Here is a 14,695-nt window from a genome sequence, read left to right on the forward strand (position 1 = left end):
GGGTCCCTTCGCCTCGAAAGGTTCAAGGCTCATGGCCGTGGTTCTCGACCTCCTGAACAAGGACAACCGCCCCCGCCACCCGGAGAAGGCGCACCGGCCGGATCAGCCCGTTCAGCAGCGCAAGCCCGAATGGATCCGCGTGAAGGCACCAGGCTCGCCGAAATGGGCCGAGACCAACCGAATCGTGCGCGAGAACAAGCTCGTGACGGTGTGCGAGGAAGCGGGCTGTCCCAATATCGGCGAGTGCTGGGAAAAGAAGCACGCCACCTTCATGATCATGGGCGACACCTGCACCCGGGCCTGCGCCTTCTGCAATGTGAAGACCGGCCTGCCAGAAGCCCTCGACCCGCACGAACCCGAGAACGTGGCCAAGGCGGTGGAGAAGCTCGGCCTCGAGCACGTGGTCATCACCTCCGTCGACCGGGACGATCTGGCCGATGGCGGCGCGCAGCACTTTGCCGACGTGATCCACGCCATCCGGGCCCGCAGCCCGAAGACCACCATCGAGATCCTTACCCCCGACTTCCTCCGGAAGCCCGGTGCCCTCGAAGTCGTGGTGGCTGCTAAGCCCGACGTGTTCAACCACAACCTCGAGACGGTGCCCTCGAAATACCTCAAGGTCCGCCCGGGTGCCCGATACTTCCACTCGATCCGCCTGCTGCAGCAGGTGAAGGAGATGGACCCGACCATCTTCACCAAATCCGGCATCATGGTCGGCCTTGGGGAGGAGCGGAACGAAGTGCTCCAGCTCATGGACGACCTGCGCTCCGCCGATGTGGATTTCATGACCATCGGCCAGTACCTGCAGCCCACCAAGAAGCACCATCCCGTGATCCGCTTCGTCACCCCGGACGAGTTCAAGGCCTACGAAACCACGGCTTATGCCAAGGGCTTCCTCTTGGTATCCTCCACCCCGCTGACGCGCTCCTCGCATCATGCAGGGGAGGATTTCGCAAGGCTCAAGGCCGCCCGGCTCGCGAAGCTCGGCTGACGCATCGCACAGGCAGGCTTCGGACGCGGCATGCAGCGCATTCTGGTCATCGGCAGCCCGGGTGCCGGCAAGAGCACCCTGGCCTCCCGCCTTGCCGAACGACTCGGCCTGCCTCTGATCCACCTCGACCGGGAATATTTCGGCCCCGGCTGGGCCACGCCCACGAAGCCGGATTGGCGCGACCGGGTGAGGGCGCTCGCCGCCCGGCCAGCCTGGGTGATGGACGGCAACTACGCCAGCACCTTCGACATCCGCGTTCCCCGCGCCACCGCCATCGTGTGGCTCGACCTTCCTCGCTGGCGGTGCCTTCTGGGCGTGCTCTGGCGGGTGGCCAAGAACTACGGACGCGTGCGACCCGACCTGGGACCCGAGTGCGTCGAGCGCTTCGACTGGTCGTTCATGCGCTGGATCTGGGCCTATCGATACAAGATGCGACCGAAGACCGCCCGCATGCTGGAGCGCCTGCGCCCGGACCAGCGCGTTTACGTCCTGCGCTCCCGATCCGAGATCCCGGCCCTGGAGGCCGAGCTGTCAACCTTGAGAGAGGCCGCCTGAGCCATGCCGACCTTCCGCACCACCCGGACCGTGAAGCATACGCCGGCTCAGATGTTCGCGCTGGTGGCCGATGTGGAGCGCTACCCCGAGTTCCTGCCCCTCTGCGAAGATCTGCGGGTCATGCGACGCGTCCAGAGCGGGGAGGGGATCGAGACGCTGGTGGCCACCATGTCGGTCGGCTACAAGGCCATCCGGGAGAGCTTCACAACCCGCGTCACGCTCGATGACCCACGCCTCAGGATCACGGTCGAATACGTGGACGGGCCGTTCAAGTACCTGGAAAACCGCTGGACCTTCCGCGAGGCTCCGGGCGGGTGCGATGTCGAGTTCTACATCAATTACGAGTTCAAGAGCTTCGCCCTCGGTCTGTTAATGGGCAGCGTCTTCGACAAGGCCTTCCGCAAGTTCACGGAAGCCTTCGAGGAACGAGCGGACGAGATCTATGGCATGCCCTCCCGGGCGCAGGCCTGATCAGCGGATCGCCTGCTCCAGGAGCAGCAGGGCATCCTCCACCGCCCGGCGGCGCACATTCTCCCGGCCGAGATCCCCATAGCGACGCTCCAGATGGACCGTTTCGCCCTCGCGGCGGGCGAGCCCGAAATGGACGAGGCCAACGGGCTTGGCCGCCGTGCCCCCGGTCGGTCCAGCGACCCCGGTGATGCCCACCGCCACGTCGGCACGGGAATGGGCGAGCGCCCCCTCGGCCATGGCGCGGGCGACAGGCTCGCTCACCGCACCATGCGCGGCGACCAGGTCGGCGGGGACGCCGATCGATTCCGTCTTCGCCTCGTTGGAATAGGTGACGAAGCCTCGCTCGACCACGGCCGAGGAGCCCGAGATCTCGGTCAGCAGGGCCGCCACCAGCCCGCCGGTGCAGGATTCGGCCGTAGCGATCTTGAGGCCCTTCGCGCGATAGGCTTCGAGAAGGGCGCCGGCGCGGTCTCTCAGGTCGGCAATCACGTGCTCACCTCCGGCAGGCGGATCGTTGCGGCGGCTTGGGAGGCAATGCCCTCGCTGCGGCCCGTGAACCCCAGCCTCTCGGTGGTGGTGGCCTTGAGCGAGACCTGATCGAGGCGAAGGCCTGCAATCTCGGCGATGCGCTGGCGCATGGCCTCCCGATAGGGCCCGAGCCGGGGCTTCTCGCACAGCAGTGTCGCATCGAGATGGTCGAGGATGCCGCCGCGCCTGCGCACCAGCTCCACCGCATGAGCGAGAAAGCGGTCGGAGGAGGCCCCGCGCCATTGCGGGTCACTCGGCGGGAAATGTGTGCCGATGTCACCATCGGCGAGGGCGCCCAGAACCGCATCGGTGAGGGCGTGGAGGATCACGTCGCCATCCGAATGAGCCACCACGCCCCGCTCGTGGGGAATCCTGATCCCGCCGAGCCAGACATGGTCGCCCTCCCCGAAGGCGTGAACGTCGAAGCCCGTGCCGAGTCGCGTCACGTAAGCCATCGAATCTCCCTTCAGGCGCCGTTCGGCCGCCGCGAAATCGGCCGGGTGGGTGAGCTTGACGTTGGCGGGCTCGCCCTCGAACACATGGACCGTCTCGCCTGCCCATTCCGCGAGGGCTCCATCGTCGGTGAAGTCGTGGAGCTTCGCCGCCGCGGCCCTGCGGTGAACATCGAGCAGCAGGGGAAAGCGAAAGGCCTGGGGGGTCTGCACGGCCCGCAGGGCGGTCCGGTCCGGCGTGGAGACCACCTCGGACCGGGGCCCGATCAGCTTGATCGTATCCGTGACGGAAATTCCAGGCACCGCCGCCCCCCAGAGGCGGGCTGCATCCACCGCCCTGCCGATCAGATCCCCACTCGGAAAAGGACGAGCGGCGTCGTGTACCAGGACGATATCCGGTGCGGACGAAGCCAAAGCCTCAAGACCGTTCCGTACCGAAGCCTGCCGCGTATCGCCGCCATGGACGCATGGCAGGAGTGTCGCTGGGACGGGAGCAAAACCGCCGATACTGGCCTCATATAGCTCTCGATCGTCGGGATGAATCACCACCAGCACCCGGTCGATTCCCGGATGGCCCAGGAAGAGGCGCAGGGTCCGACTAAGAACAGGCTCATCGCCAAGGCTGCGGTACTGCTTCGGGAGTCCTTTACCCGCTCTTGAACCGCGTCCAGCAGCAACGATGAGGGTGGCAACCGACATGCAGGGTAGGCTCTCCGTGACCGACGTTCTCCTAAGCGTGCCCCACGAAGAACGCAAATCCAGACGGAAGGGACTTGCAACCACCCTCGAAATGTCTATTGATTAGGCACAATGGATGTTGATCAAAAAATAGGCGGCACCGGATTTCGCATTGGCGCGGTGCATGTGCAAGCCGCGGCGGTCCTTGCGCCCCTGTCGGGCGTGACGGATGTCGCGTTCAGGCGGATTGCCAAGCGGTTAGGTGCGGGTCTCGTCGTATCGGAGATGGTGGCCTCCGACGAGCTCGTTCAGGGCTCGGAGGAGGCCCAGCTTCGCGCCGAGGGCTCCGGGATCGAGCCGCACGTGGTCCAGCTCGCCGGCTGCGAGCCGCGGTGGATGGCGGAGGCGGCCCGTGTCGCCGAAGGAGCGGGCGCCCGCATCATCGATATCAACATGGGTTGCCCGGCCAAACGGGTGATCGGCGGCTATGCCGGATCCGCCCTCATGCGCGACCTCGACCACGCTGCCCGTCTGATCGAGGCCACCGTGCAGGCGGCGAGCGTTCCGGTCACGGTAAAGATGCGGCTCGGCTGGGATCACGCCTCGATCAACGCCTCCGCGCTCGCCCGCAGGGCCGAAGAGCTGGGGGTGCGGGCGGTGACCGTGCATGGGCGCACCCGACAGCAGTTCTACAAAGGGCAGGCCGACTGGAGCGCCATCGCACCCGTCGTACAGGCAGTCGGGATTCCTGTCATTGCCAATGGGGATATCGGCTCCCTGGATGAGGCGCGGCGCTGCCTGGCCGCCTCCGGCGCTGCCGCCGTCATGATCGGCCGCTCGGCCGTGGGGCGTCCCTGGCTCGTCGGCCAGATCGGCGCGGCCCTGCAAGGCCGCAGCATTCCCGATCCCTCGCCGCAGGAGATGACCTCCATCGCCGTCGAGCACTACGAAGGCCTGCTGTCCCTCTACGGCGAGAGGACCGGCATCCGCCATGCCCGCAAGCACCTGGCGGCCTATGCGGATGTGGCTGCTTCTTCCGGGTTCCAGGTCTCGTCGGATACGCGCAGGGCGCTCGTGACCTCGGAGGAGCCCCGGACGGTGGTTGCGCTGCTGCGCTCCCTCTACAGCCGCCGGGAGCGGAAGGCGGCATGACGGCACTGCCCATCAACGATCTCATCATGAACGCCCTGCCGATCCCGGTTCTCACGGTGGGCGCGGAGCACCGCATCATTCACGCCAACGCGGCGGCCGAGGCGTTCTTCGAAATCAGCCTGCGCGTGATGCAGCGCCATCGGCTGACCGATTTTCTGCCCTTCGGCTCCCCGGTGATGGCGCTGGTGGAGGATGTGCGCCAGAGGGGTTCCAGCGTCAGCGAGCACAGGGTCGACATCGGCAGCCCGCGGCTGGGAGCGGAACGCATCGTCGACGTCTCGGCGTGTCTCCTCGGCGACGACAGCGACAATGTCATCGTCATGCTCCAGGAGCGCACCATCGCCGACAAGATGAACCGCCAGCTGACCCATCGCGGGGCGGCCCGCTCCATCACCGCCCTGGGAGCGCTTCTGGCGCACGAGATCAAGAACCCGCTCTCCGGCATTCGCGGCGCCGCCCAGCTCCTCGAGCAGTCCGCCAGCGAAGACGATCGCCTCCTCACGCGGCTCATCTGCGACGAGACGGACCGCATCGTGAAGCTCGTGGAGCGCATGGAACTTTTCGGCGAGGAGCGGCCGGTGGAGCGCGGCCCCGTGAACATCCATGGGGTGCTCGACCACGTGAAGCGCCTCGCGCAATCGGGCTTTGCCCGCCATATCCGCTTCGTCGAGAACTACGACCCCTCGCTCCCGCCGGTGCTCGGCAACCGGGATCAGCTCATCCAGGTCATTCTCAACCTCGTCAAGAACGCCGCCGAGGCCATCGGCCTTGACGTTCCGGACGGCGAGATCGTCCTGTCGACCGCCTTTCGGACGGGTGTCCGGCTTCAGGTGCCGGGCTCCCAGGAACGCGTGAGCCTGCCGATCGAGCTGGGCGTCACCGACAACGGGCCGGGCATTCCGCCCGATCTCATGAGCGACCTGTTCGATCCTTTTGTCACCACGAAAGTCCAGGGCAGCGGCCTAGGACTGGCGCTTGTGGCGAAGATCGTGGGCGATCACGGCGGCATCGTCGAATGCGAACCGGCGCCCCGGCGGACCACCTTCCGGATTCTCCTGCCCATGCACCGCGCCGACGACAGGCGTGGGGCCGATCAATGAGGCTTAAGCGATGCCGAGCGGACAGATCCTTCTCGCCGACGACGACGCCGCGATCCGCACGGTGTTGAACCAAGCGCTGTCGCGGGCTGGATACGAGGTTCGATCCACCAGCAATGCGGCAACTCTCTGGCGCTGGGTGTCCCAAGGGGAGGGCGACCTGGTCATCACAGACGTGATGATGCCCGACGAGAACGCCTTCGACCTCCTGCCCCGCATCAAGAAGATGCGGCCGGAGCTGCCGATCATCGTCATGAGCGCCCAAAATACCTTCATGACGGCGATCAAGGCCTCTGAACGGGGAGCCTACGAATACCTGCCAAAGCCCTTCGATCTGAAGGAGCTGGTGGCCGTCGTCGGCCGGGCCCTCTCCCGTCCCCGCTCGGCGCCGTCCGGCGCGAATCCTGCACCGGAGAACGAGGAGATCCCGCTCGTCGGCCGCTCCCAGGCGATGCAGGAGATCTATCGCGCTCTCGCCCGCCTCATGCCCACCGACCTGACCGTGATGATCACGGGCGAGTCCGGCACGGGCAAGGAGCTCGTGGCAAGGGCGCTGCACGATTACGGCAAGCGCCGGCAGGGCCCGTTCGTGGCCGTGAACATGGCAGCCATTCCACGGGAGCTGATCGAGTCCGAGCTCTTCGGTCACGAGAAGGGCGCCTTCACCGGCGCGACGGCCCGCAACACGGGCCGCTTCGAGCAGGCGGAAGGCGGAACGCTCTTCCTCGACGAGATCGGCGACATGCCGATGGAGGCTCAGACCCGCCTCCTGCGCGTTCTTCAGCAGGGCGAGTACACCACCGTCGGCGGCCGGGTGCCGATTAAGACCAATGTCAGGATCGTTGCCGCGACGAACAAGGACTTGCGCATCCTGATCCAGCAGGGGCTGTTCCGCGAGGATCTCTATTTCCGGCTCAACGTCGTTCCCCTTCGCCTTCCGCCGCTCCGGGAACGGGTCGAGGACATCCCCGACCTCGTCAGGCACTTCTTCGTGCTGGTGGAGAAGGAGGGCCTTGCCCGCAAGCAGCTCGATGCGGAAGCCATGGACCGGCTGAAGCGCTATCGCTGGCCCGGCAATGTCCGCGAGCTGGAGAATCTGGTGCGGCGCCTCGCAGCGCTCTATCCCCAGGATACCATCACCGGAGCCATCATCGATGCCGAACTCGACCCCCAGCCCTTCCTGCCCCCCCAGCCCGCCGGCAAGGCCGCGCAGCCGGCCCAGCAGGCCGGAGAGGGCTTGTCCGAGGCCGTGGAGCGCCATCTGGCCGAATACTTCTCCGGCTTCCGCGACTCGCTGCCGCCCCCCGGGCTTTATCATCGGGTCCTGCGGGAGATCGAAGGCCCGTTGATCGGAGCGGCCTTGGCGGCGACACGGGGCAATCAGATCAGGGCTGCGGAGCTTCTCGGCGTCAACCGCAACACCCTGCGCAAGAAGGTGCGGGACCTCGATCTGATGGTAATGCGCTCGAATCGGACCTAAAGGCTGAGAGCTGTAATAATTTGACCACAGTGTTGTGTTGGTGCATCACCCCATCGGAGGGTGCCGACCTGAGGGCGCCCGATCTTGCGGGGCACCGGATTTGAACCACCAGGACACCCTAGCACAGCGTCAAGCGGCGGAGCCGTCCCAGAGCAGCCTCGGCTGGCTGGGCTACGGCGCCGTGCTGTCGGCTCTGGCCTCCGCCCTGGCAACCTTCCTGATTCTGGCGGGCGCCACCCCCATCCTGCCCACCCACAACGTGGTCGTATGGGTGTTCGCGCTGAACGGTGTGCTGATCGCCATCCTCCTCGGCATCGTTGCCTGGCAGACGCGCAGGCTGGTGCGGGAGCGCAAGGCAGGAGCCGCGGCGGCCGGCCTTCATGTGCGGATCGTCGGCCTGTTCAGCCTCGTGGCCGTCCTGCCGGCCATCCTCGTCGCAGGCGTGGCGACCGTAACCCTCGAAAGAGGCCTCGATCCATGGTTCACGGGTGCCCTCAAGGATCTGATGACCAACACGGTGTCGATCGCGCGCTCTTACCGCGAACTGCAGTGCCGCACGCTCGCCCGAGAGACGCAGCTCATGGCAGCCGACCTCAACAGGGCCAAGGTGCTCTACGACGCCGACCGCAACCTGTTCCGGGAATTCATGAACTCCCGGGCGACCTTTCTCGGTTTCCCGCTCGCGATGGTCCTGGAGCCCGACGGCGCGGTGGTCGAGCGCTTCGAGGCGAAGAAGCTCGAGGGCGTGCCGCAGCCTGCCCTGGCGGACCTTCAGGAGGCGAGCAACCGGGAAGCGCTCTGTCTCTTCCCGCGCTCCGGCAACATCTTCCGCACGGTGCTGAAGCTGGACGCCCATGGCGGGCGCATTCTCTACGTCGCTCGTGAGGTCGATCCCCGCGCGGTCGAGTTCCCCCAGGTCGCGGAGGCAGGCGTCGCTTTCTACGAGGCCCTCGATCAGAAGAAGGCCGGGATCCAGATCGCCTTTGCGTCCATGTTCGCCCTGATCGCCCTGATCGTCCTTCTGTCGGCCGTGTGGTTCGGCTTGAACTTCGCCAACCGGCTGGTGGCGCCCATCCGCCGCCTCATCCACGCGACGGATCAGGTGGCGACCGGCAACTTCTACGTCCAGGTGCCCGTCAAGCGCGGGGAGGGCGACCTCGGCCATCTCGGCGAGACCTTCAACAAGATGACGTCGGAGCTGCGCCGCCAGCACGACAGCCTGACGGCTGCAAGCGACCTGATGGACCGCCGGCGCCGGTTTACGGAAGCCGTGCTGGCCGGTGTTTCCGCCGGCGTCATCGGCGTCAATGCGCGCGGCCTGGTGACCATCGTCAATCCCTCGACCGAAGCTCTTCTCGGCGCGTCCCGGGAGGAGCTGCTCGGCAAGCCAGTCGCCATGGTTCTCCCGGAGGTGGCGGCCCTGGTGGAGGAGATGTCCCTCGGGCGCCAGCGCCTGATGCAGCAGCAGATCCATATCGCCCGAAAAGGCAAGGAGCGGACGATCAACGTCCGCGTCACCAGCGAGCAGACCCGCAGCGAGAAACGGGATCTCGTCATCACGCTGGACGACATCACCGATCTCGTGCTGGCGCAGCGCACATCCGCGTGGGCGGATGTGGCCCGCCGCATCGCTCACGAGATCAAGAACCCTCTGACGCCGATCCAGCTCTCCGCCGAGCGCATCCGCAGGAAGTACGGCAAGGTCATCACCACCGATCGGGAGGTGTTCGACCAGTGCACGGACACGATCGTGCGGCAGGTGGACGACATCAAGCGCATGGTGGACGAGTTCTCGTCCTTTGCGCGCATGCCCAAGCCCACCATCGGCAGCGAGGATCTGGCCGAGACGATCCGCCAGGTGATCTTCATGATGAAGATTGCCCACCCGGAGATCGAGTTCGTGGACCAGGTTCCGCCGGGACCCCTCGTGGCACCGTTCGACCGGCGCCTCGTCTCGCAGGCCGTCACCAACATCGTCAAGAACGCGACGGAGGCGATTGCCGCCGTGCCGGAAGAGCAGCGAGGGCAGGGGCAGATCCGGGTTCTGCTCGACGACACGCATCCGGACTTTCTGATCATCGCGGTGACTGACAACGGCAAGGGCTTCCCCGTGGAGGGCCGACAGCGGCTTCTGGAGCCCTATATGACCACCCGCGAGGGCGGCACCGGACTGGGATTGCCAATCGTCGCGAAGATTCTGGAAGACCATGGGGGCGGCATGGAGCTGGCCGACAATCCCGCAGGGCAAGGCGGTCAGGTTCGCATGTGGATCCCCAAGATCAAACACAATGCATCGGAAGAGACATCGGCCACTTCCAGCCGAAACGACTCCCGTAGGGCAAGCCTATGAGCGCTGATATTCTCGTCGTCGACGACGAAGTCGACATCCGTGAGCTTGTGGCCGGCATCCTGGAGGATGAAGGGCATCGCACACGCACCGCCGGAACCTCCGACGAGGCCCTGGCTGCGATCGAGACGCGCCGTCCGCACCTCGTCTTCCTGGACATTTGGCTCCAGGGGAGTCGCCTCGACGGTCTTCAGGTGCTGGAGATCATCAAGTCCCAGCATCCAGATCTGCCCGTCGTCATGATCTCCGGCCACGGCAACATCGAGACCGCCGTGTCGGCCATCAAGGCCGGCGCCTACGACTTCATCGAAAAGCCCTTCAAGGCGGACCGGCTCGTGCTCGTCGCGGAGCGTGCCCTGGAGGCCTCTCGCCTCAAGCGCGAGGTGCGCGACCTGCGCTCCCGCTCCGTCCAGGCCAGCCGGATTGCCGGCAAGTCCATCGTCATCAACCAGCTTCGTCAGGCCGTGGAGCGCGCAGCCCCGACCAATGCCCGCATCCTGATCACGGGAGCGCCCGGGTCCGGCAAGGAACTGACCGCGCGCACGATACACGGCCTCTCCACGCGGGCGAACGGGCCTTTCGTCGTGCTGTCGGCCGCCACGATCAGGCCGGAAACCATGGAGGCGGAACTCTTCGGCACCGAAGGAGGCGAGGGCGGTGGGCGCCGGGTCGGCGCCCTGGAGGAAGCGCATGGCGGCACGCTCTATATCGACGAGATCGCCGACATGCCGCGGGAGACGCAGAACCGCATCCTGCGCGTTCTCGTTGACCAGAACTTCCAGCGGGTCGGGGGAACCACCCGAGTTCACGTGGACGTGCGCATCGTTTCCTCGTCGAGCCGCGACCTGCCTGCAGAGATCGCAGCAGGACGCTTCCGCGAAGACCTGTTCCACCGCCTCAGCGTCATCCCGATCCGTGTTCCGTCCCTCGCCGAACGGCGTGAGGACGTTCCGGAACTGATCGACTTCTTCATGGAGCAGATCTCCTCGACTACCGGCCTGCCCAAGCGCCGCATCGCGGAGGATGCCATGGCGGTGCTGCAGTCGCACGACTGGCCGGGCAACGTGCGCCAGCTGCGCAACAACGTCGAGCGCCTGATGATTCTGACCTCCGGCGACCCGGATGCCGAGATCACCGCCGACATGCTGCCCTCCGAGATCGGGGCGCTCGTTCCGAGCACGCCGGGCGGGTCGGGGGGCGAGAAACTCATGAGCCTGCCTCTTCGCGAGGCACGCGAAATCTTCGAGCGGGAATACCTCCTGGCCCAGATCGCCCGATTCAGCGGCAACATCTCGAGGACCGCGGAGTTCATCGGCATGGAGCGCTCGGCCCTCCACCGGAAGCTCAAGTCGTTGGGAATCGGCGGCTGATGGCAGCGCAGGCAGCCGAGGGGCTGCCCGCTTTCTCCCCACCAGGGGAACGAAAACCTACAATCCACGGGGAAAAACCGGCCCGGAGGGGGTAGAACTGTCGCGCTCCCCCTTGCCGAACGCTGCCGTTCGCCCTGTAATATGAAGGCCGGTCACCGACCGCACGAAAGCGGACAACCATATCCAAGCGGCCCCATAGCCAAGACCGGCGGCGATGGGCTGGCGAGGCAACTTCAATGGCGGGCGATCGCGCGCAGAATCTCCAGGACACCTTTCTGAACTATGTCCGGAAGCAAAAGGTACCCCTGACGATCTTCCTGGTGAACGGGGTGAAGCTTCAGGGCGTCGTCACGTGGTTCGACAATTTCTGCGTCCTGCTGCGTAGGGACGGCCACTCCCAGCTGGTTTACAAACACGCCATTTCCACCATCATGCCAGGACAGCCCGTCCAGTTGTTCGACCAGATCGACGAGGCTGGCGAGAAGGCTTGAGGTGACGGAACCACGGACCCCGGGGGAAGAACGTCTCGCTCAGCTTGCCGAACCTGAAAAGGATGTCGCGGCAGGAACGCGGACGCTCGTCGTCGGGCCTTATCTGACGCGCAAGCGGCGTCCATCTTCGGATGGAGACGGGGAGGGCGCGAACCCTCGCCCGCCCGAAGCCCGGCTCGACGAGATCACCGGCCTGGCGCTGGCCATCGACCTGACCATCGTGCGCTCGCTCACCGCCCCTTTGTCCTCGCCGCGCCCCGCCACCTTCATCGGGAGCGGCAAGGTCGAGGAACTGGCCGGGCTGATCCGGGCGGAGCAGATCGGCCTCGTGGTGATGGACTGCGCCCTCAGCCCCGTGCAGCAGCGTAATCTCGAAAAGGCCTGGGGCGCCAAGGTCATCGACCGCACGGGCCTCATCCTTGAAATCTTCGGCCGGCGGGCGCGGACGAAGGAGGGGACGCTTCAGGTCGAGCTGGCGCATCTCTCCTATCAGAAGGGGCGGCTGGTCCGCTCGTGGACGCACCTCGAGCGCCAGCGCGGCGGCTTCGGCTTCCTCGGCGGTCCCGGCGAGACGCAGATCGAGGCTGACCGGCGCCTGATCCAGGAGCGGATGAACCGGATCGAGCGCGACCTGGAAGGGGTGGTGAAGACCCGCTCCCTGCACCGGACGAGCCGCAGGCGGGTGCCCTATCCCATCATCGCCCTGGTCGGCTACACCAATGCGGGCAAGTCGACCCTGTTCAACCGCATGACGCAGGCCGACGTGCTGGCCGAGAACATGCTGTTTGCGACGCTGGACCCTACATCGCGGGCCATCGAGCTGCCCCATGGCGAGAAGGCCATCCTGTCGGACACCGTGGGCTTCATCTCGGACCTGCCGACCATGCTGGTCGCAGCCTTCAGGGCCACCTTGGAAGACGTTGTGGAGGCCGACGTGCTGCTCCATATCCGTGACGTTTCCCATGGAGAGACCGAGGCCCAGGCCGGGGATGTGGCTGTCGTCCTGCGCGAACTGGGGATCGATCCCGACGATACGCGGCGCATCATCGAGGTCTGGAACAAGGCCGATCTCCTTTCGGCCGAGGACCGAGAGCGGCTGGCGACCGCCTCGCAGCGGACGGGCGCGGAACGGCGGCCGATCCTGATCTCGGCCCTGACCGGGGACGGCATTTCCGAGCTTTTGGCCACCATCGAGCACCATCTGGCGATGGGGCGCCTCACCTACGAAGTCGATGTCTCGCCGGAAAACGGGCAGGGGCTCGCCTGGCTCCATGAGAACACCGAGATCCTGGGGCGCGAGACGAAGGAGAACGGGCACACAGTCCTCCAGGTGCGCCTGGTCCCGGGCAAGGAGCCACGCTTCCTGAACCGTTTTCCGGAAGCGCGGGTGCTGTAGCGCTCAGCCGGACCGCCGCTCGGCGGTTTTTGCGGCCACCCAGAGCGCCTCCATCTCCTCGAGCGATGCCTCGTCGAGGCTTCGGCCCTGCTCCGCCAGCGCCTCCTCGACAGCGCGAAAGCGCCGTTCGAACTTGGCGTTCGTCCGTCTCAAGGCGCGTTCCGGATCGATGTCGAAGTGGCGGGCGAGGTTGGTGACGGAGAAGAGCAGATCGCCGATCTCATCCTCGATCATATCTCTCATTCCTGATGAAGATGCCTCCTTAACCTCCTCCAGTTCCTCATGGATTTTATCGATCACTTGAGACGCCTCGGGCCAGTCGAAGCCGACCTTGGCCGCTTTCGCCGTCAGCTTCTGGGCCCGGGTCAGCGCGGGCAGGGCGGAGGGGATGCCTCCGAGAAAACCGGCTTCGTCGGGGGGCGGCGCGAAGCCCATCCGCTGCCGCTCCGCCCGCCGGGCGGCCTTTTCCTCGCTTTTGATCGAATCCCAGAGGCTCTTCACCTCCTCCGGCGAAAGATCCTTGACGCTGCCAAACACGTGGGGGTGGCGCCGAATGAGCTTCCGCGTGATGGCCTCCACCACGTCGCCGAAGGCGAAGGCGCCCCGCTCCTCGGCGATGCGGGCATGGAACACCACCTGCAGCAGCAGGTCGCCGAGTTCGTCCCTGAGATCGGCAAGGTCGCCGCGCTCGATGGCGTCAGCAACCTCATAGGCTTCCTCGATGGTATAGGGCGCGATCGATGCGAAATCCTGTTCCAGATCCCAGGGACAGCCGGTTTCCGGCGTGCGCAGGGCCGCCATGATCTCCAGGAGACGGGTGATGTCGGTGGAAGGCTTCATGCTCTGGAATTCCTGCTGGCGCTGCGGCTGTCATAGCCTGAGGACAAAACGCGGGGCTAGCTGGATTTGCGCCATGTCCTTGCGATAGCGGTATCGGTAGGGTCAGATCTCCCCAAAGGTTGAGGAAACAGATGAAAGCGCTGGTCAAACTGGTCGACGGCATGATGTTCGTGGGTGAATCCGGCAGCGGCCATGCGGTCGTGATGGACGGCGCGCCGGAATATGGCGGACGCAATCTCGGCATTCGCCCCATGGAGATGCTCCTGATCGGCCTTGGCGGCTGCACGGCCTTCGACGTGGTTCAGATCCTCAGGAAAGGCCGCGAGCAGGTGACCGACTGTGAGGTCGAGGTATCCGGCGAGCGGGCGGAGACCGACCCCAAGGTGTTCACGAAGATCCACATGGAATACCGCGTCAGCGGCAGGAACCTCGCGCCGTCAAAGGTGGAGCGGGCGATCCAGTTGTCCAAGGAGAAGTACTGCTCGGCCTCGATCATGCTGGGCGCGGTCGCCGAGATCACCCATAGCTGGACAGCGCTCGACACGGCAGAAGCCTCCGAACCGGCTGCATTCTGATATTCGCACGACACCGTGACGGCGATGGCTGACGCGTCAGAAGCCATCGCCGATCTCAAAGACCACGGCAGGGCACCGCGACTCGCTCAAGCGATGTGAAGGGGAGAGCCTCATCGCTCTGGATGATAAATTCGCATAAGATATATTATGGAATTAGCTCTAGGATATTTCTTCATGTCAACGATGTAATCCACGTACCACTTTAGCGCATTTGCTGCTCGTTGTGGACGGGATTAGCTTCAGTCTGTCCACAACGTGGTTGGAGCGCACTC

The 14,695-nt window shown here is 65.5% G+C and carries 14 protein-coding genes; 11 read left to right on the forward strand and 3 right to left on the reverse strand.

Annotated features, from left to right (window positions below; all coding sequences use genetic code 11):
* Positions 1-31 precede the first annotated feature (31 nt).
* From lipA to GR303_RS03265, 3 genes are read left to right on the forward strand one after another with little or no spacing between them, the layout of a single operon-like run.
* A complete protein-coding gene (gene lipA / locus GR303_RS03255) occupies positions 32-991 on the forward strand; it encodes a lipoyl synthase (protein ID WP_161724587.1) in 960 nt (319 codons plus the stop codon).
* 30 nt (positions 992-1,021) lie between these two features.
* Positions 1,022-1,546 (forward strand): P-loop NTPase family protein, encoded by a 525-nt coding sequence (locus GR303_RS03260; RefSeq protein ID WP_161724590.1) that lies wholly within the window; start codon positions 1,022-1,024, stop codon positions 1,544-1,546.
* 3 nt (positions 1,547-1,549) lie between these two features.
* A complete protein-coding gene (locus GR303_RS03265; protein ID WP_161724591.1) occupies positions 1,550-2,017 on the forward strand; it encodes a type II toxin-antitoxin system RatA family toxin in 468 nt (155 codons plus the stop codon).
* On the opposite strand, the gene GR303_RS03270 is transcribed toward GR303_RS03265, so the two are convergent.
* Positions 2,018-2,506: a nicotinamide-nucleotide amidohydrolase family protein gene (locus GR303_RS03270; RefSeq protein WP_161724594.1), complete on the reverse strand. Its 489-nt coding sequence runs from the start codon at positions 2,504-2,506 to the stop codon at positions 2,018-2,020.
* Positions 2,503-3,696, reverse strand: coding sequence for a bifunctional 2-C-methyl-D-erythritol 4-phosphate cytidylyltransferase/2-C-methyl-D-erythritol 2,4-cyclodiphosphate synthase (locus GR303_RS03275; protein WP_161724595.1), 1,194 nt, complete (start codon positions 3,694-3,696; stop codon positions 2,503-2,505). Before GR303_RS03275 ends, GR303_RS03270 begins: the two co-directional genes overlap by 4 nt.
* 111 nt (positions 3,697-3,807) lie before the next feature.
* Here GR303_RS03275 and dusB point away from each other — a divergent pair, with 111 nt between their 5' ends.
* The 7 genes from dusB to hflX all read left to right on the forward strand — a co-directional run bounded on the left by dusB (position 3,808) and on the right by hflX (position 13,008).
* A complete protein-coding gene (gene dusB / locus GR303_RS03280) occupies positions 3,808-4,827 on the forward strand; it encodes a tRNA dihydrouridine synthase DusB (protein WP_161724599.1) in 1,020 nt (339 codons plus the stop codon).
* A complete protein-coding gene (locus GR303_RS03285; protein ID WP_161724601.1) occupies positions 4,824-5,927 on the forward strand; it encodes a two-component system sensor histidine kinase NtrB in 1,104 nt (367 codons plus the stop codon). Before dusB ends, GR303_RS03285 begins: the two co-directional genes overlap by 4 nt.
* A gap of 10 nt (positions 5,928-5,937) precedes the next feature.
* Positions 5,938-7,404, forward strand: coding sequence for a nitrogen regulation protein NR(I) (gene ntrC / locus GR303_RS03290; protein ID WP_161724604.1), 1,467 nt, complete (start codon positions 5,938-5,940; stop codon positions 7,402-7,404).
* A gap of 100 nt (positions 7,405-7,504) precedes the next feature.
* A complete protein-coding gene (locus GR303_RS03295) occupies positions 7,505-9,754 on the forward strand; it encodes a sensor histidine kinase NtrY-like (RefSeq protein WP_161724607.1) in 2,250 nt (749 codons plus the stop codon).
* Complete coding sequence (gene ntrX / locus GR303_RS03300; protein ID WP_161724609.1) at positions 9,751-11,121, forward strand: nitrogen assimilation response regulator NtrX; 1,371 nt, start codon at positions 9,751-9,753, stop codon at positions 11,119-11,121. The genes GR303_RS03295 and ntrX overlap by 4 nt, the downstream gene beginning before the upstream one ends.
* Positions 11,122-11,357: 236 nt before the next feature.
* Positions 11,358-11,612: an RNA chaperone Hfq gene (gene hfq, locus GR303_RS03305; protein ID WP_161724612.1), complete on the forward strand. Its 255-nt coding sequence runs from the start codon at positions 11,358-11,360 to the stop codon at positions 11,610-11,612.
* 1 nt (position 11,613) lies between these two features.
* Positions 11,614-13,008, forward strand: a complete 1,395-nt coding sequence (gene hflX / locus GR303_RS03310) for a GTPase HflX (RefSeq protein WP_161724614.1) — start codon at positions 11,614-11,616, stop codon at positions 13,006-13,008.
* Positions 13,009-13,011: 3 nt separating this feature from the next.
* On the opposite strand, the gene mazG is transcribed toward hflX, so the two are convergent.
* Positions 13,012-13,848, reverse strand: coding sequence for a nucleoside triphosphate pyrophosphohydrolase (mazG, locus tag GR303_RS03315; RefSeq protein ID WP_161724617.1), 837 nt, complete (start codon positions 13,846-13,848; stop codon positions 13,012-13,014).
* A gap of 131 nt (positions 13,849-13,979) precedes the next feature.
* Here mazG and GR303_RS03320 point away from each other — a divergent pair, with 131 nt between their 5' ends.
* Positions 13,980-14,423, forward strand: coding sequence for an OsmC family protein (locus GR303_RS03320; protein ID WP_161724620.1), 444 nt, complete (start codon positions 13,980-13,982; stop codon positions 14,421-14,423).
* The last annotated feature ends 272 nt before the right edge of the window (positions 14,424-14,695 follow it).

Origin of the sequence: Microvirga arsenatis, from assembly GCF_009910705.1 — a bacterium.
GTDB classification, from domain to species: domain Bacteria; phylum Pseudomonadota; class Alphaproteobacteria; order Rhizobiales; family Beijerinckiaceae; genus Microvirga; species Microvirga arsenatis.